Source organism: Pseudomonas zanjanensis (genome assembly GCF_014268745.2).
Taxonomy (GTDB): domain Bacteria; phylum Pseudomonadota; class Gammaproteobacteria; order Pseudomonadales; family Pseudomonadaceae; genus Aquipseudomonas; species Aquipseudomonas zanjanensis.
Genome location: NZ_JABWRB020000001.1, coordinates 3,046,198 through 3,071,013, shown reverse-complemented (window position 1 = coordinate 3,071,013; position 24,816 = coordinate 3,046,198). Strand labels below are relative to the sequence as shown.

The window sequence follows — 24,816 nt, the reverse complement described above, 5'->3', positions numbered from 1 at the left end:
GCCTGACAAATGTTCAGGCGTGACCTTCTGGGTTTGACACGGAGGGAAACTGAGCCTAGATTTCCGCCATGATGTAACCGGTTACATCTGCATCCTGACAAGAAGAGAATCGCGATGAATCCTGTGGCACCGAAAATAAGAATGGGCTTCGTCGGCGGTGGAGAGGGCGCGTTCATCGGCCAGGCCCATCGTCAGGCGGCGGGCCTGGATGGCGGTTTCGAGCTGGTGTGCGGCGCGTTCAGCCGCGACCCTCACAACACTCGGCAAACCGGCGCGGCCCTGGGCCTGACGGCGTCGCGTTGCTACCACGACTGGCAGCAGATGCTCGACACCGAAGCGTTGCTGCCGCTTGACCAGCGCATGGAATTGCTGGTGATCGTCACGCCCAATCACCTTCACGCACCCATTGCCAGCCAGGCCTTGAAAGCCGGTTTCCATGTGTTCAGCGAGAAGCCCGCCGCCCTGGACCTCAAGGAGTTGCTCGCCCTCAAGCAAGTGCTGCAAGGCAGCCGTTGCCTCTATGGCCTGGCCCACACCTACCTGGGCTATCCCATGGTGTGGCAGGCCCGGGACATGGTGCGTGCGGGTGTGATCGGCGCGGTGCGCAAAGTGCTGGTCGAATACCCCCAAGGCTGGCTCAGCCAGGATGTCGCCGCCCAGGGCAACAAACAGGCCGAGTGGCGTGACGACCCTTCGCAGTCCGGCCTGGGCGGCTGCATCGGCGACATCGGCACCCATGCGTTTTCCCTGGCCGAGTTCGTCGCCGACCAGCCGATCCAGCAGCTGTGCGCGGCGTTGGGCACCCATGTCCCGGGCCGGCAGTTGGACGACGACGCGGCGATGCTGTTCAAGATGGCGGGCGGTGCCAGCGGTGTGTTGATCGCCAGCCAAGTCTGCACCGGCGAAGAGAACCCGCTGAAGATTCGTGTCTACGGCGACAAGGGCGCCTTGGAGTGGCGCCAGGAAGAACCGGCGAGCCTGATCCATCGCGCCTTCGACCAACCCTTGCGCATCCTGCGCAGCGGTGTCGGCCAGCCGTGGCTGTGCGAGGCGGCTCAACGTCGCATGCGTCTGCCGGCCGGGCATCCCGAGGGTTACCTGGAAGCCATGGCCAACCTCTATGGCGATTTCGCCCAGGCCATTCGCAGCCATGCCGAAGGCCCTGACGCCCCAGGCGTACCCGGCATCGAGACCGGTTTGCGGGGCATGGCGTTCATCGAGGCCGCCATCCTCAACCACCGCGGCGAGGCGAAATGGACCGCCGTACAAACTGGAGCATCCTTGTTGTGAATACCCCCGACCCAACACCGAGCGGCCTGCGCGGCCCCGGTATTTTCCTGGCGCAGTTCATGTCTGCCGAGGCCCCGTTCGACACCCTGGCCAACATTGCCCAGTGGGCCGCTTCGCAAGGCTACAAAGCCATTCAAGTGCCGACCTCGGGCACGCAATACATCGATCTGGCCCGGGCCGCCGAGAGCCAGGATTATTGCGATGAACTCAAGGCCACCTGTGCCCAGGCCGGTGTGGAGATCAGCGAGTTATCGACGCACCTGCAAGGCCAGTTGGTGGCGGTGCACCCGGCGTTCGACGCGCTGTTCGATGACTTCGCCCCGGCCCATGTGCGTGGCCAGCCCCAAGCGCGGACCGAGTGGGCGATCGAGCAACTCAAGCTGGCCGCCCGCGCCAGCCAGCGTCTCGGCTTGAAGGCCCATGCGACGTTTTCCGGAGCGCTGTTGTGGCCGTATGTCTATCCGTGGCCGCAACGCCCGGCGGGTTTGGTGGAGCAGGGCTTTGCCGAGCTGGCCCGGCGCTGGTTGCCGATTCTCGATTGCTTCGACGCGGCGGGGGTGGACCTGTGCTACGAAATTCACCCCGGCGAAGACCTCCACGACGGGGCCTCGTTCGAGCGCTTCCTGGAGGCGGTGGATCATCACCCACGGGCGGCGATTCTCTACGACCCCAGCCATCTGCTGCTGCAACAGATGGACTACCTGGGTTTCATCGACCGCTACCACGAACGCATCCGCATGTTTCACGTCAAGGACGCCGAATTTCGCCCCGATGCCCGTTCCGGCGTGTACGGCGGCTACCAGGGCTGGGTCGATCGCCCCGGGCGGTTCCGTTCATTGGGTGACGGCCAGATCGATTTCAAATCGATCTTCAGCAAGCTGACCCAATACGATTTCAGCGGTTGGGCGGTCCTGGAATGGGAATGTTGCCTGAAGGATTCGCAACAGGGGGCTGCTGAAGGGGCGGCGTTCATCCAGCGGCACATGATCAGCAAGACCGGCAAGGCGTTCGATGATTTCGCCAGCGTCACGGCGGATGAGGACTCCAATCGGCGGTTGTTGGGTTTGCCACCAATACCAAAAGCGTAACCCCTGTGGCGAGGGAGCTTGCTCCCGCTGGGCTGCGAAGCGGCCCCAAATGCGCTGGCGCGGTTTTCCAGAAGCACCGCGTCAGGAGGTTTTACGACTGCTGCGCAGCCGAGCGGGAGCAAGCTCCCTCGCCACAAAAGCAGGCCATAAAAAGCAGGCCACAAAAGCAGGTTACAAAAGCAAGTTACAAAAGCAGGCCACAAGCGCTGTGCAAGCTTTTCATTTTTACAAGAACAACAATAAAACGGTGACTGTCATGACCACGATGAATGCACGCCTGAGCGTGATGATGTTCCTGCAATTCTTTATCTGGGGCGGCTGGTTCGTCACCCTCGGCACCTTTCTGTCCAGCACCCTGGGCGCCAGCGGTGGGCAGATCGGCATGGCCTTCTCCACGCAATCGTGGGGGGCGATCATTGCGCCATTCGTCATCGGCCTGATCGCCGACCGCTTCTTCAACGCCGAACGGATCCTGGCGGTGCTGCACCTGCTTGGCGCGGTGTTGCTGTATCAGCTGTATTCAGCGGCGGATTTCAGCGTGTTCTACCCGTACGTGCTGGTGTACATGGTGGTCTACATGCCAACGCTGGCCCTGGTCAATTCGGTGGCGTTCCGGCAGATGCGCGACCCGGCGCTGGAGTTCTCTCGCATCCGGGTGTGGGGCACCCTTGGCTGGATCGTCGCCGGCGTGGTGATCAGCTTCGTGTTCGCCTGGGATTCGCGCGAAGCGATCGCGGCTGGCGGCTTGCGCAATACATTCTTGATGGCCGCCATCGCGTCCCTGGTCCTCGGGCTCTACAGCTTCACGCTGCCGGCCACGGCACCGCTCAAGGAACAGGCCAGCGCTGGCGGCGTCAAGCAACTGCTGGGGCTGGATGCGTTGGGGCTGTTGAAGGATCGCAGTTACCTGGTGTTTTTCATCGCCTCGATCCTGATCTGCATTCCCTTGGCGTTCTATTACCAGAATGCCAACCCGTTCCTGGCCGAAACCGGCATGACCAACCCCACGGCGAAGATGGCCATCGGGCAGGTCTCGGAAGTGCTGTTCATGTTGCTGTTGCCGCTGTTCATCCAGCGCTTCGGCATCAAGCTGGCGCTGCTGGTGGGCATGCTGGCGTGGGCGTTGCGCTACGTATTGTTTGCCTACGGCAATAACGGCGACCTGGCGTTCATGCTGTTCACCGGCATTGCCCTGCACGGCATCTGCTACGACTTCTTTTTTGTCTCGGGGCAGATCTACACCGACGCCAAGGCACCGGAGCGCTTCCGCAGCTCGGCCCAGGGCCTGATTACCTTGGCGACTTATGGTGTGGGGATGCTGATCGGTTTCTGGGTGGCGGGGCAGGTGACCGATCACTTTGTCGTGGCCGGTGGGCATGATTGGCAGAGCATCTGGCTGTTCCCGGCCGGTTTCGCGCTGCTGGTGTTGGTCGGCTTTGTGTTTACCTTCCGTGGCCAGCAGGCGCTCGCCACGCCATCAAAGGCTTGAAGCGGGGCTGAGCGTCAGTCATTTGTGACTGGCGCTCAGTTTAGTGTAGGTCACTTTCCCGCCTTCATTGGAATAGCCCTTGTTATCCAAGGTGTAGACGCCGGCCTTGAAATAGAAGTTGTAGCCTTGCCAGGACTTGTCCAACTTCACCTGTTTACCGCTCTTGCCGATCAGCACCGAGAGCTGGCCTTGCTTGTCCATTTGCAGCGTATACGAGAAGGATTTGTTCAACGGCACCTTGGGCACGGTGTAGATCACCGGGCTTTTCTTGTCCTTGGGTTTGAACCGGTATTCCACATCGATATTGCCGATGCCCTTTTCGTAGCGGTACACCAGTTTCAACAAGGGCGTCGGCGCATCCTTGGCGTGAATCTGCGCCACCACCACACGGCCTTCGGAAGGCACCTGGTTCACCGACAGCTCGCCCTTGAGGGTATTGATGGCGCTGTTGTAGCGCCAGTTGCGGTGTTTCCCGTCCCGGCTGGTTTCCCGCAGTTCGGAACGCGGGTATTTGCTGTTACCGGTATGGGAGCCGGTGACGGGCGCCCAGAAGATGATCCTCTGGCCGTTATTGTCGAAATACTTGTTCTTCAAGGTCGGCATGGCTTTGGTCGCCACGACCTGCGCCGGCGTTTGCACCGGCAGGGTTACGCTCCAGACAGTCACGTCAATCATATGAAATCCTCCAACGGGAGCGGCCGTTACCTGGCGGCCGTCAAGACAAAGAACGGCCTTCCGTGGCGTAGTTTTCATGTTATCGACGAGGGTCTGTTTCGCTGGAGGCGCACCTGACGGATGGCTCTGCGATGAGCCTCTCGGGCACTGAATTGGGCGGATTATGGTGTGTCAATTTATTACTGATCGGTTAGAGTACGCGCCGCCCGAGAGACGGATCCCGGGCGTCTTCCCATGGAGCGTCAAATGAATCACATCAGTAAAGTTGTTGCGTGCGCAGTGTTCGGCCTGGCCTTGGCGGGTTGCACCGGCACCCCGATGAAAACCCAGCAATACGACAGCACCCAATACACCGTTGTCGGCCACAGTGAAGCCAAGGCCACCGGCCTGCTGCTGTTCGGTCTGATCCCGATCCAGCAGAACAACCGTTTCGTGCGCGCCCAGACCGCCGCGATCAAGGCCAAGGGCGGCGACGCCATGATCAACACCCAAGTCCAGGAAAACTGGTTCTGGGCCTGGGTCCTGACCGGCTACACCACCTCGGTGTCCGGTGATGTGGTCAAGCTGAAAAGCGTTCAGTAACACCCAAGCGTTAAAGGTAAGCGTGCTTACCCGTGGCGAGGGAGCTTGCTCCCGCTCGATTGCGCAGCAATCGCAAAACAAGGGCTGCTACGCAGCCCAGCGGGAGCAAGCTCCCTCGCCACAACAGCCCGATCATGCCCGATCCTCGGTCAACGTCCGCCCACCACCATATGCGTGAACGGCTCGACATACGCCTGCAACGTCACCAGCCCGCCCACCAGGATCGCCAAGACCACCGAGTGGAAAAACACGTAGCGCAGGATTTCGCCTTCGTGGCCGTACCAACGGGTCGCGGTGGAGGCGACCACGATCGACTGGGCGTCGACCATTTTCCCCATCACCCCACCAGAACTGTTGGCCGCGGCCATCAGCACCGGGCTGATGCCCAACTGTTCCGCCGTCACCCGTTGCAAACCGCCGAACAACACGTTGGACGCCGTGTCCGAACCGGTCAGCGCCACGCCGAGCCAGCCCAGCAGGGTGCCGAACATCGGATAGAAAATGCCCGTGGCGGCGAAAGCCAGGCCCATGGTCGCGTCCAGGCCTGAATAACGCGTGAGGAACCCCAGCGCCAGCATCGCCACGATGGTGATCAGCGAGTAGCGCACCACCCACAGCGTTCGCAGGTAGTGGCGCACCAGTTGCGGGATGGAGTAGCCCATCAGCAAGCCACCGAGAATCGCCGCCAGGAAGATGCCGCTGCCCGTGGCGGTGAACCAGTTGAACTTGTAGACCGCTTCCTCGGTTTTCGGCTGCGGGACCACGGGCGGGACTTTTTCGATCTGCTGGTGGATGGTGCCGAAGGTCACCAGTGGCGAGAAGATCGGGTTGGCCTCGCGCATCGGCTTGCCTTGGGGGTCGAGCTTGGCCGATTGGGTTTGCGGGTCCAGTGCCGGGCGGGTGTCGAACAGATTCTTGAAGCCCTGGGTGCCCCAGGCGAAGACGAATACCGTGAGGATGATCCAGGGCATCCACGCACGCAGCACGGCGGGGCGATTGTCACTGCCGAAAGCGCCGGTGCTGACCGGTTGCTGCTGCTCGCTCGCGTCGATCTTCGAGTCGTCGTGGCGCCCCGTCAGCGCCGCGGACGTATGCACCGTGGCCGGTTTCCAGACCTTGAGGAAACCGGTGAGGCAGGCCATGGAGATCAACGCGGCGATGACATCCACCAGCATCGGCCCGTGGTAGTTGGACACCAGGAACTGCGGGATGGCGAAGCTGACGCCGGCCACCAGGATTGCCGGCCAGACCTCCAGCATCTTGCGCCACCCGGCGAAGGCCCAGATCAACCAGAACGGCACCAGCACCGAGAAAAACGGCAACTGCCGACCGACCATCATCGACAATTCCATTTCATCCAGCCCGGTGACTTTGGCCAGGGTGATGATGGGCGTGCCGAGGGCGCCGAACGCCACCGGCGCGGTGTTGGCGATCAGTGCCAGGCCCGAGGCGGCCAAGGGGGAAAATCCCAGCCCGATCAGGATCGCGCCGGTCACCGCCACCGGCGTGCCGAAGCCCGCCGCGCCTTCGAAGAACGCGCCAAAACAAAAGGCGATCAGCAGCAGTTGCAGGCGCCGGTCGTCGGTGATGCGCGCGAGGGAGTCCTGCAGGACCTTGAACGAGCCGTTTTCGGTGGTCAGCCGGTGCAGGAAAATGATGTTGAGGACAATCCAGCCGATGGGCAGCAGGCCGTTGGCCGCGCCATACAACGCCGCCGAACCGGCCATGTCGGCGGGCATGCCGAAGGCGAAGATCGCGATCAGCAAGGCCGAGGCCAGGGCGTACAACGCCGCCAGGTGCGCCTTGACATGAAAGAACGCCAGGGACGCCAGCATCACCACCACCGGAACCGCCGCCAGGAGCGTCGACAGCACCGCATTACCGAAGGGATCGTAGACTTGTTGCCAGACCATGTTCCACCTCTGCTTTTTATTGTTGGAAGTGCAGGCCCCGGGGGGGGGTGGCAGAGAAGTATAGGCGGGGATTTGTTAAGCGATTGCCAGGCAAACCCCTGTGACGAGGGAGCTTGCTCCCGCTGGGTGGCGAAGCCGCCCTAAGAATTTGTGCTGAAACAATGAACCTGGGCCTGCTGCGCCCGAGGCGTCGGACCGGTCCAGCGGGAGCAAGCTCCCTCGCCACAAAAGCGGGTTCGCGCTGGTCTCTGGGCGTTGTTCCTCAGAGGCCAGTTTCAAGGGGGATCGGCTAACGTGCTTCGACGTTATCCAATGCACGGTTCGCCAGCATTGCGCTCAGTTCGATCAATTGCTGGACACCCAGGGCAATGTGGCGTCTTGAGCCTTGATTGGTTGAGCCACCACGACCTATCGCTAAACAAGTAAAGGTGGCGGCTGTACGCAGGTTAGCGATCCGGGTCACAGAAACCCCGGGTAGACCAGAAGGTCTCCCACGCACAGCCACCATAAAGCGAGTTGCAGACGTAAAGACTGCAATCGAGACTGGGCATTGTTGCGTCTGTGTTGAGTCGGATCGCTAAACCCGATCGCTGATTTATCAGCGACGGGGAAACGACAAAGTCCGACCTTCAGGCGCACAAGCCGGCGGATTCTGGCGTAGTTGTAGGTAACGGCGCAAGACAACGTAGCCCGAACCCGAACGTTCCTACATCGGGATAAACAAGGTCTCCCGCTGGACGGGGGACCTGGGTTAATAAAACACCTGTGGCGAGGGAGCTTGCTCCCGCTGGGTGGCGAAGCCGCCCCAAAATTTCTGCATTGAGCAAAAAAACTTGGGCCTGCTTCGCAGTCCAGCGGGAGCAAGCTCCCTCGCCACAAAAGCAGTGCAGCGCTACAACGGTGCAGTGCGTCCGCTTAACCCTTCGCCGCCATCGCCGTCACTTCCACCTTCATCCCCTCGACCGCCAACGATGCCACGCCCACGGCGGCGCGAACCGGCCAGGGTTTGGTGAAGAAGCGTTTGTAGACCTCGTTGAACGCGGCGCGATCGGCCATGTCGGTCAGGTAGATGGTCAGGTGCAACACCCGGTCCATGGAACTGCCGGCACCCTCCAAGGCGGCCTTGAGGGCTTGCAACGTGCATTCGCTCTGCAGCGTGATGTCGCCCAGTTCCAGGCTGCCGTCGGCGCGGGTGGGGATTTGCGTGGAAACCAGCAGGCCGCCGAAGCCGGCGACGTCGGAGGAAATCGAATCGGCGTCCGGATCTGGAATAAACGTGATGTCTGGGTTGCTCATGCAAAGCCTCATGCAGGAAAGAAAAAGGACCGCCGCAGTTTACCGTCCATTGCCGCGCCGTTCCTGCATTCCTTTAGCCGTGCGTTTCCAGGCCATGGTTTTGCACCAGCGCCTGGATGTAGGCCTCCAGCGTCGTGGTGCCGTGCAGGGCCGCGTCGTCGCCCACCTCGAAGCCGCTGTCGAGGCTGACGGCGCTCATGCGCGCATAGGATTGCGCCGCAGCGGGGCTGAAGCCGAGGCTCCGGAAATGGCTTTCCCATTGGTCCCTGGGGATCACCTGGACCTCGACCGGCCGGCCGAGTGCCTGGGAAAACGCCTGTGCCACATCGTTGGGCGAATACAGGCGAGGCCCTTGCACATGACGCACGCCAACGTCGTCAATCGGCGAAAGCAAGCGCGCGGCGGCGACCTCGCCCAAGTCCCGGGGCGCCACCATGGGAAACGCCAGGTCGGCGGGGAACAGCGTGGGCAGCTTGCCGGTCTCGCGGACGGTGTCGAGCAGGTTGTCCCAGTTACTCATGTAGTAAGCCCCGCGATTGATCGCCGCCGGGATCGACTGGTTGCGCACGCCTTCTTCCAGTTCCCACAAGACGCTGAGATCACCGATGCGCTCACCGGGCTGGGCGCCGGCGGTGGATTGCACGACGATTTTCTCCAGCCCCGAGCCGTCAAGGGCCGCGAGGATGTTGGCGACCGTGCGCCGTTCCACCGCGTCGGTATCGGTACTGGGTGCGGCGGGCGGGTTGAGAATGAAGGCCCTGCGCCCGAGCCGAAAGGCGGCACGCAATGACTCGACATCTTCAGCATCGGCTTCGACGATTTGAGTGCCCCTGGCGTGCCATTCAGCGGCGTGGCTGGCATTGCGGGTCATGACCATCACGGCATGCCCTGGCGCCAGCAAGGCCCGGGCCGTGGCCGATCCAACGTGGCCGGTGGCGCCCATGATCACGTACATGGCTTCATCTCCTGGAATCAAAGGCCACCCTGGGCCGGACGTTGGGTGGTTTGCGCCGGTTCAAGGGGCGGTTGCGTGCCGTTCAGGCGTGCGACCAGTTGTTGTGCCTGTTCCCATCCCAGATCGGGCTCCAGCCAGTCGAGAGCGTCGTCGGCGCTGAAGGCCAGGACCCGTTGTTGCTGGTTGGCGATGTCGCCATAGGTCACCAGGGCCAAGCCGTCACAACCAAACGGGGTCTCGCTGGCCTGGGCCAGGGCGGCCAGGAAAATCGGCGCCGATTGCCGAGCGGTCAGGTAGGCGAGGCGTGGCGCCTGGGACGGCGAGGCGGGTGCTTGCGACTCATACCAGCCCTCCACGGCGACCAGTACGCGGCCTTCGTGCTTGATGGGATCGAAGACTTTGGAACGCATGACCAGGTGCAAGGGCAGGTGCGTCAGCGGCGGCATGGTGCCCACCGACCAGATCGGCGACCAGCCCCAGCGAACCTTGATGCATTCCAAGTGCCCGCCGCGACGGCGAATGGCGCTGACCTGCATGTTCGGCTTGACCAGGCTGTGCCGCTCCTGAGCCTTGGGCGGCGTTGTTTCGTACAGGTCCAGGGGCGTGACGGATGTACCGAAACGGCTGCCGGAGGTGTCTCGCTGGGCGAAATACGCCAGGGAATCTTTTGAAGAAACGTGTTGAACCAGACCGTCACACATAACGAACACTCCCGGCAGAGAAACGCAAAGAAGCCTTGATGTACCCGCCGTTCAAACCCCGGTTGCCGTGGCTTTCAGCGGTGTCATGTAGGTCCGAACCCGTGGCGAAATGCTTGGTTCGAAAATCCTCGCGGCGGGGAGACGAGCGGGCAATTGGGGTGGATGCACTGACGCCATCGCGAGCAGGCTCGCTCCCACAGTGGAATTGTGGCGGGTCAGGTCTCAGCTACACCGCCGAGCCCCCTGTGGGAGCGAGCCTGCTCGCGAAAGCGGTGGATCAGATTGCATCAATGCTGAATGTGCCGGCGCCTTCGCGAGCAAGCCCGCTCCCACAATGGAGTTGTGGTGGGGCAGGATTCTCAGCTACACCGCCGAGCCCCTGTGGGAGCGAGCCTGCTCGCGAAAGCGGTGGATCAGCTTGCATCAATGCTGAATGTGCCGCCGCCTTCGCGAGCAAGCCCGCTCCCACAATGGAGTTGTGGTGGGTCAGGATTTTCAGCTACACCGCCAAGCCCCCTGTGGGAGCGAGCCTGCTCGCGAAAGCGGTGGATCAGCTTGCATCAATGCTGAATGTGCCGGCGCCTTCGCGAGCAAGCCCGCTCCCACAGTGGAGTTGTGGTGGGGCAGGATTCTCAGCTACACCGCCGAGCCCCCTGTGGGAGCGAGCCTGCTCGCGAAAGCGGTGGATCAGCTTGCATCAATGCTGAATGTGCCGGCGCCTTCGCGAGCAAGCCCGCTCCCACAATGGAGTTGTGGTGGGGCAGGATTTTTAGCTACACCGCCGAGCCCCTGTGGGAGCGGGCTTGCTCGCGAAAACGGTGTGTCAGCTTGTATCAATGCTGAATGTGCCGCCGTCTTCGCGAGCAGGCTCGCTCCCACAATGGAGTTGTGGTGGGTCAGGATTCTCAGCTACACCGCCGAGCCCCTGTGGGAGCAGCCTGCTCGCGAAAGCGGTGGATCAGCTTGTATCAATGCTGAATGTACCGCCGCCTTCGCGAGCAAGCCCGCTCCCACAATGGAGTTGTGGTGGGTCAGGATTTTCAGCTACACCGCCAAGCCCCCGGTGGGAGCGAGCCTGCTCGCGAAAGCGGTGGATCAGCTTGCATCAATGCTGAATGTACCGCCGCCTTCGCGAGCAGCAGGCTCGCTCCCACGGCGTTGTGCATGGATGAAGTCTATAAACGCCCTCAACGGCGAAGGCAAGTAGCGCCGCCCGGGGTAGTAGAGGAACGGCCCGGTGAAGCGTTGCCACCAGGGTTCGAGCACCGGTTCGAGGGCGCCGCTGTCCAGGTGGGGCCGTAGCCAGTCCTCGAACAGGTGGACAATGCCCAGCCCATCCACCGCCGCCTGCACCGCCAGGTCCATGGCGCCGCCGATGCGCACGATCAACGGGCCGCTCGGGTCGACGCTCACGGTTTCGCCGTCACGTTCGTATTCCCACAAGGGCAAGGCGCCGCTGGGAAACTTGCCCGTCAGGCAGGCGTGCCCCAGCAGGTCCCGTGGATGTTCGGGGCGGCCCCGGGCGTCGAGGTACGCCGGGGCCGCGGCCGTGGCGAAGCGCTGGAACCGCGGGCCGATGGGGATGGCGATCATGTCTTGCTCCAGGCGTTCGTCGTAGCGAATGCCGGCGTCACAGCCAGCGGCCAGCATGTCGACGAAACTCTCTTCGGTGACCACTTCCAGGCGGATGTCGGGGTAGCTTTTCAGGAACGGCGTGATAATCGCCGGCAACACCAGCCGGGCAGCGCTGACGGGCACGTTCAGCCTGAGGGTGCCCGAAGGGCGGTCGCGAAAATCGTTGACCACGTCCATCGCCGCCTCGACTTCGCCCAGGGCCGGCACGATGCGCTCCATCAACCGGGCGCCGGCCTCGGTCGGCACCACGCTGCGGGTGGTGCGGTTGAGCAGGCGCACGCCGAGCCGGCTTTCCATCCGCCGTACGGCATCGCTGAGGCTCGACGCGGACTTGCCGCTCAACCGCGCGCCTTCACGAAAGCCCTTCGCATTGACCACCGCCACGAAGGCCAGCAAGTCTTGAATATCCGTCGCCATTGTTCTCTCCACCGTACAACCCGTGCTGATTGCACCTGATTATCACGGGAATGGTCAACGCCTATAGTCGGCCCACTCACATCGATCCGAGGGCTACGAGATGAACATTGCATACAAGGCGGGCAACTTTTTATTGGGCGAGCGCACGGTCAATCGCATGGGCTATGGCGCGATGCAGTTGGCGGGGCCCCAGGTCTTCGGCCCGCCGAAAGACCCGGCCGCCGCCGTCGCCGTGCTGCGCGAAGCGTTGGCGAGCGGGGTCAACCACATCGACACCGCTGATTTCTACGGGCCCCATGTCACCAACCAGCTGATCCGTGAAGCGCTGCACCCTTACGCCCAGGACTTGGTCATCGTGACCAAGGTCGGCGCCGTGCGCGGTGCCGACGCGTCCTGGAACCCGGCCCACAGCCCCGCCGAATTGACCCGTGCGGTCCACGATAATCTGCGCAACCTCGACGTGGAAGTCCTGGACGTGGTCAACCTGCGTGTGTGGGGCGACCTGCATTCGCCCACCGAAGACTCCATCGAGGCATCCTTCACGGCACTGGCCGAGCTGCAGCGCCAAGGCCTGATCCGCCACTTGGGCCTGAGCAACGTCACAGCCGCACAGGTCAGGGAGGCCCAGGGCATTGCGAAGGTGGTCTGCGTGCAGAACCACTACAACCTGACCCATCGCGACGATGAACAACTCATCGCCGACTTGGGCCGGCAGGGCATCGCCTATGTGCCATTCTTCCCGCTGGGTGGGTTTACGCCACTGCAATCGGAAACCCTGTCCAGCGTGGCGGCGCGCTTGCAGGTGTCACCGCTGTGCGTGGCCCTGGCGTGGTTGCTGCAACGCGCGCCGAATATCCTGTTGATTCCCGGCACATCGTCCGTGGCGCACCTGCGGGAAAACCTCTCGGCGAGTGCGCTGACGATTCCTGCGCAACTGCTCGCCGAGCTGGATGCAATCTAGGCCGCCTGGAACACCAACGTCTCGCCATCCTCCGGTATCAACAACCGGCTTGCGACACCGGCCAGTGCGGCAGCCTCGGCCAAGGCCTTGCGGGTCGTCGGGCAATGGCTGATCGCTTCCAGGTGATTGGCCACCACGGTCCCACGGCTCAGGCGGGTGAATTCCAGCGTCTCGTCGATGCCCATGATGATGTCGCCGCCGATATCGAACCGTGCCCCGCCTGCCGGCACCACGCTGACCTGCGGCTGGTGGCGCAAGACGAATTCGCGCACGGTGGGGGTGAGCACGGTGTCGCCGGTGAGGTAGACACTCGGTTCGCCGGGCAACTCGATCAGGTAGCCGACCCCATGCTCCATCAACTTGCCCACCAGGCCCAGCCCATGGGTGCATCTCACGGAGCGAATGGTGCCGCCGAGGAAGGGGTTGGATTGGTCATGTGCCTGGGCAAGTGGCTGGACGTTCAAGCCACGCTTGGCCAGGTACGGGGCGTCATGGGGTGTGCAGATGACGGGGATCTGTCTTTCCCTCAGCCAGCGCTTGGCCGCGCGGTCCAGATGATCGAAATGGCCTTTCTGGCAGTGGGTGATCAGGCAGTGCGTGACCGTCTCCAGGTCCTTCGCTGTTGACGCCGGAAGCGCCACCAGCGGATTGCGCTGGTTGGCACCAAACAGTCGAAGCGGCGGCAGCGTGCCCTTGTCCGCCAGCATTGGGTCGACGAGCACGCGATACGGGCCGAATTCAAGAAGGATGGTGGCGTTACGGATCTGCTGGATATTCATGAGGCGTTCCTGTTGAGCGAGCGCTTCATGGTGCCGATCCGGTCCGGTGTGCATAATGGCCGGATCTGACATCTTTGATTCGTTTTATGCCATGACCCAAAAACTCCGCATCGGTCTGCTCCTGTTTCCCGACTGCATGCCTGCCGGCCTGTTCGCCTTTGCCGATCTGCTGCACGCCGCCAACCGCAGGCGAGGGCGTGCGCTGTTCGAGGCACGCTACATCGCGTTGCAGGCCGGGCCGGTGGTGTGCGCCCATGGCGTGACCCTGCACGCGGAAGCGGCCCTGGAAAACGCCGGGCTGGATGCGGTCCTGGTTCCCGGTTTCTGGGCCGAATCGGCCGAGCAGGTGAATGCCGTCCTGACCGAGCAGACAGCCCTTTTGAGCGCGTTGTCGAAGCAAGCCCGAGCACTGCAGCTCTGGTCCTATTGCACCGGTGTCTGCGTGCTGGCCGCCAGCGGTCGATTGGACGGGCAGGGCGCGACGGTGACCTGGTGGCTGGCGCAAGCGATGCAACAGCAATACCGAAAGGTTCATTGGCAAAGCGAACAGAACTGCGTGTTCAACGCGCGCACGGCGACCGCGTCCGGGGTGAACGGCTACCTGCCCATCGCCGAACAACTCATCGAGCGCAGCGTCAGCAGCGACGTCCTGCGCGACATCACCCGGCTCATGGTGCTACCGCGTCCGGCCATTCCCCATGCGGCGTTCCAGGGCAGCACGCTGATCGAGCAACCCAACGGATGGTTGCGGCAGTTGCATGGGTTGATCGAGCAGATGCCGGCCGAGGGGATCACCGTGCAGGCCCTGGCAAGCGCGCTGGCGGTGTCCGAGCGCACCTTGGCGCGCAAGGTCAGTCGTGAAACGGGGCAGGCCGTCGCGGCCTACGCCCGGCGCATCAAGTTGAACCAGGTCAGCGAGCGCCTGACGTTGACCTCGCTGCCCCTCGCCAGCATCGGCGCCGAGCTGGGTTTCAGCAGCAGCTCCAACTTGCAGCGCATGTTCAAGGCGCTGACCGGGCTGACGCCGATGGCATACCGGCGCAAGTTCGGGCGTGTGTGACGTCGGTCAGCCCGGCGTCTTGTCGGTTTCGTTGCGATGGTGTTCCGGCCAGTTGTCCACGGGGTGGGCACGGTCTTCGTTGAACATCTCCGTGAGCAGCGCATTGGCGCGGCGGTAGGCGTCATGCCGGAACTTGAGGTCGTCTTCCGGCTGGGCGACGATTTCCTCCAGCATCTTGAGGTTCAATCGGCGGAACTGATCCGCGCGCTCACGCGCTTCGTAAGCCCCGACGCCCATGCGCTCCAGCGCGCTGCGACCTAAGGACAGCGCGCTCTCGAATGTCTCCCGCTCGGCCGCCTCCACGCCCATCTGCCGCAGGATGATGAGGTGGCCCATGTCCCGCGCCCGTACGATCAACTGCAACGCCGGGAAATGCTCCTGGGCCAGTCGAGTCAGTGTCAGGTTGTCTTCCTGGTTGTCGATGGCGTTGATCAAGACCGTCGCTTGGGCGGCGCCGGCTGCATGCAGCAAGTCGAGGCGCGTGGCATCGCCATAAAAGACTTTCACGCCGAATTTGCGCAGCGTCTCGATGTTGTCAGGGTCGTGGTCCAGAACCACCACGTCGACGCCGCAGGACATCAGCAGGCGTCCGGCGATCTGCCCGAAGCGGCCGAAGCCAGCGATGATCACGCGGGGATTCTGCTGGTCGACGAGGTCGGATTCGCGCTTGTTTTTCTGGGTGACGGACTCGAAGCGATCCAGCAGCAGGATCAGCAAAGGCGTCAGGCACATGGACAACGCCACCGCCAGGGTCAGGCTCTTGCCCCATTGGTCGGTCAGGATCCCGGCCAGCGTCGCGGCACCGAACACCACGAAGGCGAATTCGCTGCCCTGGCCCAGCAACACCGCTTGCCAGGAACGCTGGCCGGCAGGGACATTCAAGAAGCGGCTGATGGTCTTGATCACCAGCAACTTGATCAGGATGAAACCCAGGGTCAGGGTGATGACTTTCAGCGGTGCGTTGATCAACGTGCCGAAATCGATCGACATGCCGACGCCGATGAAAAACAGACCCAGCAGCAGGCCCTTGAACGGCTCGATGTCGCTTTCCAGGGCATGGCGGTATTCGGAACTGGCCAGCAGCACGCCGGCGAGGAATGCGCCCATGGCCATCGACAAGCCGGCTTCCTCCAGCAGGAAGCCGAAGCCGAACACCAGGAAAAGTGCGACGGCGCTGAAAATCTCGCGCAAGCCTGAGCGTGCGGCGAAGCGCAGCAGCGGTCGCGTCACGTAGCGCCCCAGCAGTACGACGATGGCGATGGCGGCGACGATTTTGCCAATCGACAGCAACAGCGCGGTGCCCGAAGGCGTGTCGCCGTGGGCCGACAACAACGGAATCATCGCCACCAAGGGAATGGCGGCGATGTCCTGGAACAGCAGCACGGCAAAACTGCTGCGGCCGACGGCGGTGGCGGTCAGGTTGCGTTCGCTCATGGCCTGCATGGCGATGGCCGTGGAGGACAGGCTCAGGGTCAGGCCGACCAGCAGCGCCGCCGTCCAGTTCAGGCCCAGGGCCGCGCAGAACGTTGCGATCGCGCCGCCGCAGGCGAGCATCTGCAAGGCGCCGCCGCCGAAGACCATCCGGCGCAGGGCCCAGAGCCGCTTGGGATCGAGTTCAAGGCCGATGATGAACAGCATCAGCACCACGCCGATTTCAGCGAACTCCAGAATCGCCTTTACATCGGTAATCAGCTTCAGCCCCCACGGGCCGATGATGCACCCGGCCAGCAGGTAACCCAGCACCGGGCCCAGGCCGAACCGAACGGCAATCGGTACGATCAGCGTCGCCGAGGCCAGGTAGATCAGCATTTCAATCAGGCTGTGCGTCTCCATCTCAATTTCCCTTCCAGGCGGCCAGGCGTTCGCCGTAATGTTCGATTTGGGCGCGTTGGGCCTCGGAGTCGGCGGCATACGCGCCATGCACGGCAACGGGTTCCAGCCAGCGCATGCCGCAATAAATGGCCGTGGCGTGGAGGGGTTGGGCCAACGCCGAAAAACCCGGGTAGGCGCCGATCTGGAAATGATCCTGTTCGCCACCCGTGGTCACGGCCCACAGCAACCGCTTGTCCTTGAGCACCGTGGCGCCTTTGCCATAGGCCCAGCCGTGGGTGAAGACTTTATCGATCCACAGTTTCAGCAGCGGCGGGGTGCTGTACCAGTACATCGGGTGCTGGAGGACGACCAGCTCCGCTTGTTCCACTGCGCGTTGTTCCGCTTCGACATCGATATCGAAGTTGGGATAAAGCGCATACAGCGAACGTATGACCACGTCCGGATTGCTGGATACTCGCTTGAGCATCTGCTGGTTGACCCGCGATTTGTCAGGGTAGGGGTGCGCATAAATGATAAGAATCATCGGTGAATTCCTTGGTTTGGCTCCGTCGATTCTTGTCTGTCGTGAGCGCGAGCGATGGCACATGGAGCCGAGCGATACAAACAAGAGCGCCTTCCCATGCAGGGTCGAGGCCGGAAAGGCCGGACATCCTACCGAGGAAGGCGCTGATTGTTTAGCGCGGATCGATACATCGGGACACTTCAGCCAAGCGGCAGCGAGACCCTGGCCTCCAACCCGCCACCCTTGCGATTCCTCAGGGTCAGTGTCCCGCCATGCTCCAGTACCGTCGCCCGGGCCGCCGACAGGCCCAGCCCGACGCCGCCGGTGTGCTTGTTGCGCGAGCCTTCGATGCGAAAGAACGGCGTGAAGACCTGCTCAAGGTGTTGGGCATCGATGCCCGGCCCACGGTCGAGGATGCGAATGTCCACCCGGTGGGCGTCGGCTTGGAGCCGAACCGTCGGCTCGCCGCCATACTTGATCGCGTTGTCGATCAGGTTGACCAAGGCACGCTTGATGCCGATGGGCCGGCCGACGTACACGAAGCGCTGGGCGCCTTCGAATGCGACCTCGGTGCCAGCGTCCTTGAGGTCATCGACGATGGTGTGCAGCAGTTCGGCCAGGTCGAACGCGGTGGCATGTTCCAGCCGGGCATCGTCGCGGAAAAACTCCAGGGCGCAATTGACCATCGCCTGCATTTCATCCACGTCCCGGAACAGGCGCGATTGCTGCTCGGCATCCTCGATGAACTCCCCGCGCAGGCGCATGCGGGTCAACGGTGCGCGCAGGTCATGGGAGATGGCCGCGAGCATCTGCGTGCGGTCCTGCAGGAAGTGCTTGAGCTGGGCCTGCATGGCGTTGAACGCGAGGATCGCCTGGCGGATTTCGTGGGGGCCGATGACCGGAATCGGCGGCGCCTGGTGGTCGACGCCAAAGCGCCGCGCACCTTCGGCAAAGCGTTCCAGCGGTGCGGCCAAGTGCCGGGTGGCGATCAGCGCGACGATAAACGTCGAGAGCAGGATCAGCGCGATGATGATCAGGTTGCGCGCCCATTCGCCCAGCCCCCAACTGCGCGATGGCACGGAGAAAATCACCCAGGAATGGTCGGCCAGTTCGATGATCACCGCGTAGCGCGCATCCGCTTGGTTGGCTGGCCAGTCGGCCGGTTCGTAGGCTTCGATCCTGGCGTCCGGTCGGCCCAATTGCTGGCGCAGGAGCGCCGAGCCTTCGCTGAATTCCGGGTCATCGATCACCGGTAGCCGGGCCTCCTCATGGCGTTGTAGCCATTGCGCGTTGAATGCCTGGTTGCTCGCGGCCTTGGCAATCGCCGGCCGTTGTTCAGCGGCGACGGAGTCGATGATGCGGGTGATGGTGGCGGCCCTTTCCATCAGGCCGGTTTCCATCAGGGGAGGGCGCGCCCAGGCACCGGCCAGCAGGCTGAACAGCTCGTTGAGGGCGAGCAGGGTCAGCATGGCGATCATGGTGGTCAGGGCGATCCAGCGCGCCACCGTGTCCCTTGGTCGACGAATGCCTGGGCGCGAGCGCTTCATCGCTTCACCACGTGGGGGCTGAACAGATAGCCGCTGTTACGCACGGTGCGAATCATCGAGGCGCCGGGGATGTCGGTTTCCAACTTGCGTCGCAGGCGGCTGACCTGGACGTCGATGCTGCGATCGAACGCCTCGAAGGTTTCCCCACGGGCCAGGTCCAGCAACTGCTGGCGCGTCAGCACCCGGCGCGGGTGTTCGGCAAACACCAGCAGCAATTCGAACTCGCCGCTGGACAGCGGGATCATGACCTTCTCCGGTGAGCGCAATTCGCGGCGGGTGACGTCCAGCTGCCAGTTTTCGAACTCCAGGATTGGCCGGGATGAGTCGTTCAGCGTGGCCCTGGCTTCACCGGTGCGCCGCAGCACGGCACGCACCCGGGCCAACAACTCCCGGGCGTCGAACGGCTTGGTCAGGTAATCGTCCGCTCCCAGCTCCAGGCCGACGACGCGGTCGCTCAATTCACCCATGGCGGTGAGCATGATGATGCCGACCGTGTGCTCGGCCCGCAGCCGTTGGCACAGCACCAGGCCGTTGTCCCCCGGCAACATGACGTCGAGGATGATCAGGTCCGGCACTTGGCGTTCCACCGCTTGCCACAGGGCATTGCCGTCGGCGGCCACGTCAACGCTATAGCCATGTTGTTCGAGGAATTTGCGCAAGAGGGCGAGGACTTCGAGGTCATCGTCCACCAGTAGTAAATGGCTCACGGTGGGCACGCAGGGTAATGAATACAAGGGGAATACTAGGGGCAATCCAGGGCCTGCGTCATATATTTCAACCCGGAAACAAAGTTGCCGGCGGGCAATATTGTGGAAATCTGTGGGCAAAAAAACGGCGGCAGGATGGCCTTGATGTCGGTCAGTTGAACAGCCAGCCAACGCTGAACCCGTGGCGAGGGAGCTTGCTCCCGCTTGAGTGCGAAGCGCTCACCGCTTTTTAGGGCCGCTTCGCGCCCCAGCGGGAGCAAGCTCCCTCGCCACAGAGGGTGGTGTTTGGCTTTTTGACCGGCCTATGCAGCATCCCATTCCTCGCCGAGATAACCCCGTATGCCGATCACCAAGCCCGCTCCGTTGTTCGTTCGCTCCACCGTCGTGGTTGTATTGGCGGCACTCGCCAGTGGTTGCTCCAGCACGCCAGCCGCAAAACCAGGCTCGTGTGAAAGCGCGACCTACACCGTTTACGATCCCGCCGAACCCGTCAACCGTGGCATCTTCGCCTTCAACCGAACCGTGGATGACTACGCACTGGCACCGGTGGCCCGTGGTTATCGCAAGCTGCCGGAGATGTTCCAGGCCGGGGTGCACAACTTCGTGGCGAACTTCGGCGAGCCCAAGGTGTTCATCAACGACTTGCTGCAAGGCAATGCCCAGCGCTCGGTCAACACACTGGGCCGTTTCGTCATCAACTCCACGGCGGGCATCGTCGGGCTGATCGACGTGTCGGGCAAACTGGGCATCGAGCGCCACAAGGCCGACTTCGGCCAGACCTTCGGCGTCTGGAACCTAGCCCCTGGGCCCATCCTGGAACTGCCACTGCTGGGCAGCGCCAACCTGCGGGATGCGACGGGTAAAGTGCTGAGCTTTGCCGTCGACCCGTTCGGCGACAACAGCAGCACGGTCGAGACCCTGGGCACGATCAACACCGTCGGCGGCATTGTCGATGGCCGTGCCGAGGCGTTGCCAACCACCGATCAATTGCAGACCGAAGCGGACTACTACGCGGCCCTTCGCGATGCCACGGCGCAGCGGCGTGCCGATCTTGTCGCCCAGGGCAAGTTGGGGTCGGTGGTGGAGGACAATCCGCAATGCCAGGAGGAAGGGGCCGCTGATGAGTAACGAGGCGCTGGTCTTGCATCGGCGAATGCGTTTGCTCCAGCCGGATGCATTGCATTGCCGTGAGGTGGAACTGCGGTTGGCCGAGGACGGTAGCCACGTGCTGCTCAACCATTATGTCGAGCTGTATCGCCATCAACGTCTCGGTTGGTGCGCCCTACGGCAACATCGGGTGCCGTTGGCGGCGATAGTGCGCTGGATGATCGATAACGGCGAACAGATGAGGGGTTAGTGGCAATTTGCTGCTTAATACAACGGCATTTTGAGCGCAAATGCCGTGAAATATTTATACATAATTACGGATTAATAATGGTTGTACGACGTCGTATCTAATATGTTCGACTGTGGCCGTTTCTTACAAAAAAAATAAACGGAGATTCACCCATGACGAGCATTCCTACCGCTGAGGAACAAGCTGCGGCGCCCGTGCAAGGCCGTTTCGTACGCCTGCTGAAGCTTCTCGGCCCCGGCATCATCGCCGTTCTTTCCTGGCTGGGCGCCGGCGATCTCATCACGTCCTCCGTGGCCGGCGCGAACTACGGCTACGCGATGATGTGGGTGCTGGCGGTCTCTCTGCTGCTGCGCTACCTGATCGTCAATATCATCGCGCGTTTCCAGCTCTGCAATAACCAGGGCATGACCATCCTGCAGGGGTATGCCCAGCTCAATCCGTTTTTCGCCTGGTTCCTGCTGGTGTATGCGCTGCTCATGGGGCACCTGATGAATGCCTACATGATCAAGGGGGCCGGTGAGGCCCTGGCCATGCTGCTCAAGATCGACTACCCGCTGCTGTGTTCGGTGGCGGTGGTATTGGCGGTGTGGATGCTCGTCGGGCGCAATATCTATTCGATGATCGAAGGCGTGATGAAAGGCCTGCTGGCGATCATGACGCTGGCGTTCCTGGCCCTGGCGGTGATGTCCGGCCCGGATGTCGCCGGCATCGTCAAAGGCACCATCGGCTTCAGCATTCCGCCCGATGAAGGCGTGCATGGCGCGCTGTTGGTGGCCGTCTCGGTGATCGGCGCAGTGGCCGGTTCCATCGCCAACTTCGTTCATCCGTATGTGATGCGCCAGAAGGGCTGGGTAGGACCTGAGCACAAGCGTATCCAGCGCAACGACCTGCTGTTTGCGGTGTTTGTCGGGATCATCATCAACCTGGCCATCTGGATCGTCGGCGCGGAAATCCTGCGACCCAACGGCATCGAGGTCAAAACCCTGGGCGACCTGGGCAAGGCCCTGGAAATATTCTTTGGTCCGATCGGTTGGTACGTATTCTTCGTGGGTGTGTTCGCCACGCTGTTCGCCAGCATTTCGGGCAAGACCACGGCGTTCCCGATGCTCATCACCGACGCCTTCCAGCATGTGCGCCCCGAGCGCCGGGAGCGTTACGGCAAAGAGTTCCACCGTGACCCGATGCACAAATGGTTCATGCTGTTCATCCTGGTGACGCCACTGATCTGGTCGCTGCCGGGCATGCCGGACTTCGTCACGCTGACCATCGGCGTCAACGCGCTGAACATCGTCGGCTTGCCAGTGATTTCCCTGGGCCTTTTGATCATGTCCAACCAGAAGTCCTTGCTGGGCAAGGAATACCGCAACAACCTGTTCGAGAACATCGCGCTGGTGTTTGCTACAGGCCTGGCATTGTGGGTTGCGTTCCAGTTGGGGGTCGATCTGTTTACCTGAGGCCCGGCCATCTGCAACGTTCGGGGGGACTGCTAGACTTTATCGTCCAGTCCCTTTCGGAGAAGCGGAATGAACAATAAAAACAGGATCTGCCTCTGGTACGACGGCAACGCCGAGGAAGCTGCGCGGTTCTACGCAAAAACCTTTCCCGACAGCGCGGTGAACGCTGTCTACCATGCCCCAAGTGATTATCCGTCGGGCAAGGAGGGCGATGTGATCACCGTTGATTTCACGGTGATCGGCATCCCCTGCATCGGCCTCAACGGCGGGCCGGTGTTCAAGCACAACGAGGCCTTTTCATTCCAGATTACAACTGAAGACCAGGCCGAAACGGACCGTTTGTGGAACGCCATCATCGACAACGGCGGCCAGGCAAGCGCTTGTGGCTGGTGCAAGGACAAGTGGGGTTTGTCGTGGCAGATCAGCCCGCGGGTGTTGCTTGAAGCGGTCGGCAGTCCTGACAAAGCCGTGGCCAAGCGGGCCTTCGAAGCGATGATGACCATGACCAAGATCGACATTGCCGCGATTGAAGCGGCGGTGAAAGGCTAGCCGGCGAATCACCACCATCATTTTCTTGTGGGAGCGAGCCTGCTCGCGATGACGGCGGTACAGTCAACCCTGATGCAAGCTCACCTATAGGGCGGCCTCAGGCACCCTGGCAATCACCTTGATCTCAAACTGAAAACCATACAGCCACGTCACCCCCACCGCCGTCAGTGTCGGATGCGGTGCGTTGCCCCAGAATTCGGGCACGACGCTCCAGACCCGTTCGAAGATCGACTCGGGATCGACCATGAACACTGTCACGTCCACCACATCGTCAAAACTGCAATCGGCCGCGGCGAGGATCGCCTTCAGGTTGTTGAACGCCAGCCGGACCTGAGCCTCCAGGTCCGGCTCTGGCGAACCGTCGTCGGTGCTGCCGACTTGCCCGGAGACGAACAGGAAACCATTGGAACGAATCGCCGGCGAATAGCGATTGCGCTCATACAGTGCCTGGCGTCCAGGCGGAAAAACCACATCACGCTGTGTCATGAATACCTCCATCAAAAAGTGGTTCCAAACGATGAACTCACTCTAGGGGCTTGTATCCGGGCGATAAACGAGCAACCTTGGCGCACACTGTTTGTGAATCCCAAACAATCGAACCATGCCGGGGCAGAAATGGACCGTTTTGATGCGATGCAAGCGTTCGTGCGAGTCGTGGAGGCGGGCAGCTTTACCAAGGCGGCAGAAACCCTGCACATGAGCAAGACCACCGTGACCCAACTGGTGCAGCAACTCGAGGCACGGTTGCGGGTCAAGCTGCTCAACCGCACCACACGCAAAGTCAATGTCACCGCCGACGGCGCGGCTTATTACGAGCGGGTGATCCGGTTGCTGGCCGACATGGACGATGCCGAGACCAGCGTGGCCGGCGCCCAGGCGTTACCTCGCGGGCGACTGCGGGTGGACGTGCCGAGTCCGCTGGCGGCGATGATCCTGATACCAGCCTTGCCGGCGTTCTACGCGCGTTACCCGGACATCCAGATCGACATGGGCGTCAGCGATCGCATCGTCGACATGCTTGATGAAAACGTCGATTGCGTGGTGCGCGGCGGTGAATTGCGGGATCAGTCGCTGATCGCCCGACGCGTTGGCGACCTGGCCCTTGGCGTCTTCGCCGCCCCGAGTTACCTGGCACGGTTTGGCCCGCCCGCGCACCCTCGCGAACTGGAAGACTCGCACCATCGCACCGTCGGTTTCCTCTGGGCTCGCACCGGCAAATCCTTGCCCTACGCCATGCGCCGTGACAGTGAGCTGCTTCACGTCAAAGGGCGCTACGCGTTGGCCATCGACGACGGCAACGCCTACCTCGCGGCCGGGCTGGCGGGGCTGGGCGTGCTCTGGCTGCCCGAGTACATGTCCCGGCGTCACCAGGCGCAAGGGGAATTGGTGCCGTTGTTCGAAGACTGGCAGCTGGACCCGATGCCGCTGTACCTGGCTTACCCCCCGAACCGGCATATCAGCGCCAAGTTGCGGGTGTTCATCGATTGGGTCGTGGAGCTGATGGCGCAGCATGCGCCTATTATTGATCGATCTGTTTCGTGAAATTTGGCTGTCCAGTTGTAGAGGAGATACACCATGGACCGATTCACCGGCGGTTGCCTGTGCGGCAACGTTCGACTTGAAGCCTCAGGGCGCCCGTATCGTGTTGGTCTTTGTCACTGCCTCGATTGCCGCAAGCATCACGGGGCACTGTTCTACGCGGCAGCTGTGTTTCCCCAGGACGCGGTGGCGATCGAGGGTGAAACCCGGGATTACGCCGGACGATTTTTCTGTCCGCGCTGTGGCTCGTCGCTGTTTGCCCGCTCGGGCGATGAGATCGAAGTGCACTTGGGGATTCTGGATAGCCCCGATCAACTGCTGCCCACCTACGAAAGCTGGACCGTGCGCCGTGAGTCGTGGTTGCCGGCGTTTGCGCTTACCCGATGTTATGAGCAGGATCGTGAGGGTACGGGGCGGTCTGAGGAATAGATGCAAATGTGTTCCACCGCTATCGCGAGCAGGCTCGCTCCCACAGTTTGGTCTTGGG

General features: G+C 62.2%; 24 protein-coding genes and 1 pseudogene. 12 read left to right on the top strand and 13 right to left on the bottom strand.

Annotated features, from left to right (window positions below):
* Positions 1-114 precede the first annotated feature (114 nt).
* The 3 genes from HU715_RS12830 (at position 115) to HU715_RS12820 (ending at position 3,867) form a co-directional block, all read left to right on the top strand.
* The gene (locus tag HU715_RS12830) at positions 115-1,290 is read left to right on the top strand and encodes a Gfo/Idh/MocA family protein (protein ID WP_186710217.1); all 1,176 of its coding nucleotides are present in this window, start codon (positions 115-117) and stop codon (positions 1,288-1,290) included.
* The gene (locus HU715_RS12825) at positions 1,287-2,378 is read left to right on the top strand and encodes a sugar phosphate isomerase/epimerase family protein (RefSeq protein WP_346343482.1); all 1,092 of its coding nucleotides are present in this window, start codon (positions 1,287-1,289) and stop codon (positions 2,376-2,378) included. The genes HU715_RS12830 and HU715_RS12825 overlap by 4 nt, the downstream gene beginning before the upstream one ends.
* A gap of 256 nt (positions 2,379-2,634) precedes the next feature.
* Positions 2,635-3,867, top strand: a complete 1,233-nt coding sequence (locus tag HU715_RS12820; protein ID WP_186710221.1) for a nucleoside permease — start codon at positions 2,635-2,637, stop codon at positions 3,865-3,867.
* A gap of 18 nt (positions 3,868-3,885) precedes the next feature.
* Here the strand turns inward: HU715_RS12820 and HU715_RS12815 are convergent, their stop codons facing one another.
* A complete protein-coding gene (locus HU715_RS12815; protein ID WP_186710223.1) occupies positions 3,886-4,542 on the bottom strand; it encodes a polysaccharide lyase family 7 protein in 657 nt (218 codons plus the stop codon).
* A 246-nt stretch (positions 4,543-4,788) separates the two neighbouring features.
* Between HU715_RS12815 and HU715_RS12810 the strand changes: the two genes are divergently transcribed.
* Positions 4,789-5,124, top strand: a complete 336-nt coding sequence (locus HU715_RS12810) for a hypothetical protein (protein ID WP_186710227.1) — start codon at positions 4,789-4,791, stop codon at positions 5,122-5,124.
* Between the two features lie 149 nt (positions 5,125-5,273).
* Here the strand turns inward: HU715_RS12810 and HU715_RS12805 are convergent, their stop codons facing one another.
* The 6 genes and pseudogenes from HU715_RS12805 to HU715_RS12785 form a co-directional block, all read right to left on the bottom strand.
* On the bottom strand, positions 5,274-7,037 hold the full coding sequence (locus HU715_RS12805) for an L-lactate permease (RefSeq protein WP_186710228.1): 1,764 nt from the start codon (positions 7,035-7,037) through the stop codon (positions 5,274-5,276).
* 289 nt (positions 7,038-7,326) lie between these two features.
* A pseudogene (locus HU715_RS27665) lies at positions 7,327-7,425 on the bottom strand (DUF6124 family protein); the annotation flags it as partial.
* A 527-nt stretch (positions 7,426-7,952) separates the two neighbouring features.
* Positions 7,953-8,333, bottom strand: a complete 381-nt coding sequence (locus tag HU715_RS12800; protein ID WP_186710229.1) for a RidA family protein — start codon at positions 8,331-8,333, stop codon at positions 7,953-7,955.
* 73 nt (positions 8,334-8,406) lie between these two features.
* Positions 8,407-9,288 carry an NmrA family NAD(P)-binding protein gene (locus tag HU715_RS12795; RefSeq protein ID WP_186710230.1) on the bottom strand — a complete coding sequence of 294 codons (882 nt, stop codon included), beginning with the start codon at positions 9,286-9,288 and terminating at the stop codon, positions 8,407-8,409.
* A 17-nt stretch (positions 9,289-9,305) separates the two neighbouring features.
* Positions 9,306-9,989 carry an SOS response-associated peptidase family protein gene (locus HU715_RS12790; protein ID WP_186710233.1) on the bottom strand — a complete coding sequence of 228 codons (684 nt, stop codon included), beginning with the start codon at positions 9,987-9,989 and terminating at the stop codon, positions 9,306-9,308.
* Positions 9,990-11,084: 1,095 nt separating this feature from the next.
* Positions 11,085-12,041, bottom strand: a complete 957-nt coding sequence (locus HU715_RS12785) for a LysR family transcriptional regulator (RefSeq protein WP_186710701.1) — start codon at positions 12,039-12,041, stop codon at positions 11,085-11,087.
* A 100-nt stretch (positions 12,042-12,141) separates the two neighbouring features.
* Here HU715_RS12785 and HU715_RS12780 point away from each other — a divergent pair, with 100 nt between their 5' ends.
* The gene (locus HU715_RS12780; RefSeq protein ID WP_186710703.1) at positions 12,142-13,002 is read left to right on the top strand and encodes an aldo/keto reductase family oxidoreductase; all 861 of its coding nucleotides are present in this window, start codon (positions 12,142-12,144) and stop codon (positions 13,000-13,002) included.
* Here HU715_RS12780 and HU715_RS12775 read toward each other — a convergent pair.
* Positions 12,999-13,781 carry an MBL fold metallo-hydrolase gene (locus HU715_RS12775; protein ID WP_186710705.1) on the bottom strand — a complete coding sequence of 261 codons (783 nt, stop codon included), beginning with the start codon at positions 13,779-13,781 and terminating at the stop codon, positions 12,999-13,001. The two genes, HU715_RS12780 and HU715_RS12775, sit on opposite strands and share 4 nt — an antisense overlap.
* Before the next feature lie 91 nt (positions 13,782-13,872).
* Here HU715_RS12775 and HU715_RS12770 point away from each other — a divergent pair, with 91 nt between their 5' ends.
* The gene (locus HU715_RS12770) at positions 13,873-14,841 is read left to right on the top strand and encodes a GlxA family transcriptional regulator (RefSeq protein WP_186710707.1); all 969 of its coding nucleotides are present in this window, start codon (positions 13,873-13,875) and stop codon (positions 14,839-14,841) included.
* A 6-nt stretch (positions 14,842-14,847) separates the two neighbouring features.
* Here HU715_RS12770 and kefC read toward each other — a convergent pair whose 3' ends face one another.
* The 4 genes from kefC to HU715_RS12750 all read right to left on the bottom strand — a co-directional run bounded on the left by kefC (position 14,848) and on the right by HU715_RS12750 (position 19,430).
* Entirely contained in the window at positions 14,848-16,674 is a 1,827-nt protein-coding gene (gene kefC / locus HU715_RS12765) for a glutathione-regulated potassium-efflux system protein KefC (protein ID WP_186710709.1), read from the bottom strand.
* Position 16,675: 1 nt separating this feature from the next.
* Positions 16,676-17,197, bottom strand: coding sequence for a glutathione-regulated potassium-efflux system oxidoreductase KefF (gene kefF / locus HU715_RS12760; RefSeq protein ID WP_186710711.1), 522 nt, complete (start codon positions 17,195-17,197; stop codon positions 16,676-16,678).
* 179 nt (positions 17,198-17,376) lie between these two features.
* Entirely contained in the window at positions 17,377-18,723 is a 1,347-nt protein-coding gene (locus HU715_RS12755; RefSeq protein ID WP_186710713.1) for an ATP-binding protein, read from the bottom strand.
* The gene (locus tag HU715_RS12750) at positions 18,720-19,430 is read right to left on the bottom strand and encodes a response regulator (protein WP_186710715.1); all 711 of its coding nucleotides are present in this window, start codon (positions 19,428-19,430) and stop codon (positions 18,720-18,722) included. Before HU715_RS12750 ends, HU715_RS12755 begins: the two co-directional genes overlap by 4 nt.
* A 339-nt stretch (positions 19,431-19,769) precedes the next feature.
* On the opposite strand from HU715_RS12750, the gene HU715_RS12745 reads away from it, so the two are divergent.
* From HU715_RS12745 to HU715_RS12730, 4 genes are all read left to right on the top strand, one after another.
* Entirely contained in the window at positions 19,770-20,558 is a 789-nt protein-coding gene (locus HU715_RS12745) for an MlaA family lipoprotein (RefSeq protein ID WP_186710717.1), read from the top strand.
* A complete protein-coding gene (locus HU715_RS12740) occupies positions 20,551-20,787 on the top strand; it encodes a hypothetical protein (RefSeq protein WP_186710719.1) in 237 nt (78 codons plus the stop codon). Before HU715_RS12745 ends, HU715_RS12740 begins: the two co-directional genes overlap by 8 nt.
* 152 nt (positions 20,788-20,939) lie before the next feature.
* The gene (locus HU715_RS12735; protein WP_186710723.1) at positions 20,940-22,241 is read left to right on the top strand and encodes an Nramp family divalent metal transporter; all 1,302 of its coding nucleotides are present in this window, start codon (positions 20,940-20,942) and stop codon (positions 22,239-22,241) included.
* A gap of 69 nt (positions 22,242-22,310) precedes the next feature.
* Positions 22,311-22,790 (top strand): VOC family protein, encoded by a 480-nt coding sequence (locus HU715_RS12730; protein ID WP_186710725.1) that lies wholly within the window; start codon positions 22,311-22,313, stop codon positions 22,788-22,790.
* Between the two features lie 84 nt (positions 22,791-22,874).
* Here the strand turns inward: HU715_RS12730 and HU715_RS12725 are convergent, their stop codons facing one another.
* Positions 22,875-23,276: a RidA family protein gene (locus HU715_RS12725; RefSeq protein WP_186710727.1), complete on the bottom strand. Its 402-nt coding sequence runs from the start codon at positions 23,274-23,276 to the stop codon at positions 22,875-22,877.
* Positions 23,277-23,405: 129 nt separating this feature from the next.
* On the opposite strand from HU715_RS12725, the gene HU715_RS12720 reads away from it, so the two are divergent.
* Both HU715_RS12720 and HU715_RS12715 read left to right on the top strand, forming a co-directional pair.
* A complete protein-coding gene (locus HU715_RS12720) occupies positions 23,406-24,332 on the top strand; it encodes a LysR family transcriptional regulator (RefSeq protein WP_186710729.1) in 927 nt (308 codons plus the stop codon).
* A 33-nt stretch (positions 24,333-24,365) separates the two neighbouring features.
* A complete protein-coding gene (locus HU715_RS12715) occupies positions 24,366-24,758 on the top strand; it encodes a GFA family protein (RefSeq protein ID WP_186710731.1) in 393 nt (130 codons plus the stop codon).
* The last annotated feature ends 58 nt before the right edge of the window (positions 24,759-24,816 follow it).

Excerpts from the sequence above, each read along its gene's own strand:
- HU715_RS12830 (WP_186710217.1), top strand. The coding sequence starts at position 115 with ATGAATCCTGTGGCACCGAAAATAAGAATGGGCTTCGTCGGCGGTGGA.
- HU715_RS12820 (WP_186710221.1), top strand. The coding sequence starts at position 2,635 with ATGACCACGATGAATGCACGCCTGAGCGTGATGATGTTCCTGCAATTC.
- HU715_RS12815 (WP_186710223.1), bottom strand. The coding sequence starts at position 4,542 with ATGATTGACGTGACTGTCTGGAGCGTAACCCTGCCGGTGCAAACGCCG.
- HU715_RS12810 (WP_186710227.1), top strand. The coding sequence starts at position 4,789 with ATGAATCACATCAGTAAAGTTGTTGCGTGCGCAGTGTTCGGCCTGGCC.
- HU715_RS12805 (WP_186710228.1), bottom strand. The coding sequence starts at position 7,037 with ATGGTCTGGCAACAAGTCTACGATCCCTTCGGTAATGCGGTGCTGTCG.
- HU715_RS12800 (WP_186710229.1), bottom strand. The coding sequence starts at position 8,333 with ATGAGCAACCCAGACATCACGTTTATTCCAGATCCGGACGCCGATTCG.
- HU715_RS12795 (WP_186710230.1), bottom strand. The coding sequence starts at position 9,288 with ATGTACGTGATCATGGGCGCCACCGGCCACGTTGGATCGGCCACGGCC.
- HU715_RS12790 (WP_186710233.1), bottom strand. The coding sequence starts at position 9,989 with ATGTGTGACGGTCTGGTTCAACACGTTTCTTCAAAAGATTCCCTGGCG.
- HU715_RS12785 (WP_186710701.1), bottom strand. The coding sequence starts at position 12,041 with ATGGCGACGGATATTCAAGACTTGCTGGCCTTCGTGGCGGTGGTCAAT.
- HU715_RS12780 (WP_186710703.1), top strand. The coding sequence starts at position 12,142 with ATGAACATTGCATACAAGGCGGGCAACTTTTTATTGGGCGAGCGCACG.
- HU715_RS12775 (WP_186710705.1), bottom strand. The coding sequence starts at position 13,781 with ATGAATATCCAGCAGATCCGTAACGCCACCATCCTTCTTGAATTCGGC.
- HU715_RS12770 (WP_186710707.1), top strand. The coding sequence starts at position 13,873 with ATGACCCAAAAACTCCGCATCGGTCTGCTCCTGTTTCCCGACTGCATG.
- kefC (WP_186710709.1), bottom strand. The coding sequence starts at position 16,674 with ATGGAGACGCACAGCCTGATTGAAATGCTGATCTACCTGGCCTCGGCG.
- kefF (WP_186710711.1), bottom strand. The coding sequence starts at position 17,197 with ATGATTCTTATCATTTATGCGCACCCCTACCCTGACAAATCGCGGGTC.
- HU715_RS12755 (WP_186710713.1), bottom strand. The coding sequence starts at position 18,723 with ATGAAGCGCTCGCGCCCAGGCATTCGTCGACCAAGGGACACGGTGGCG.
- HU715_RS12745 (WP_186710717.1), top strand. The coding sequence starts at position 19,770 with ATGCCGATCACCAAGCCCGCTCCGTTGTTCGTTCGCTCCACCGTCGTG.
- HU715_RS12740 (WP_186710719.1), top strand. The coding sequence starts at position 20,551 with ATGAGTAACGAGGCGCTGGTCTTGCATCGGCGAATGCGTTTGCTCCAG.
- HU715_RS12735 (WP_186710723.1), top strand. The coding sequence starts at position 20,940 with ATGACGAGCATTCCTACCGCTGAGGAACAAGCTGCGGCGCCCGTGCAA.
- HU715_RS12730 (WP_186710725.1), top strand. The coding sequence starts at position 22,311 with ATGAACAATAAAAACAGGATCTGCCTCTGGTACGACGGCAACGCCGAG.
- HU715_RS12725 (WP_186710727.1), bottom strand. The coding sequence starts at position 23,276 with ATGACACAGCGTGATGTGGTTTTTCCGCCTGGACGCCAGGCACTGTAT.
- HU715_RS12720 (WP_186710729.1), top strand. The coding sequence starts at position 23,406 with ATGGACCGTTTTGATGCGATGCAAGCGTTCGTGCGAGTCGTGGAGGCG.
- HU715_RS12715 (WP_186710731.1), top strand. The coding sequence starts at position 24,366 with ATGGACCGATTCACCGGCGGTTGCCTGTGCGGCAACGTTCGACTTGAA.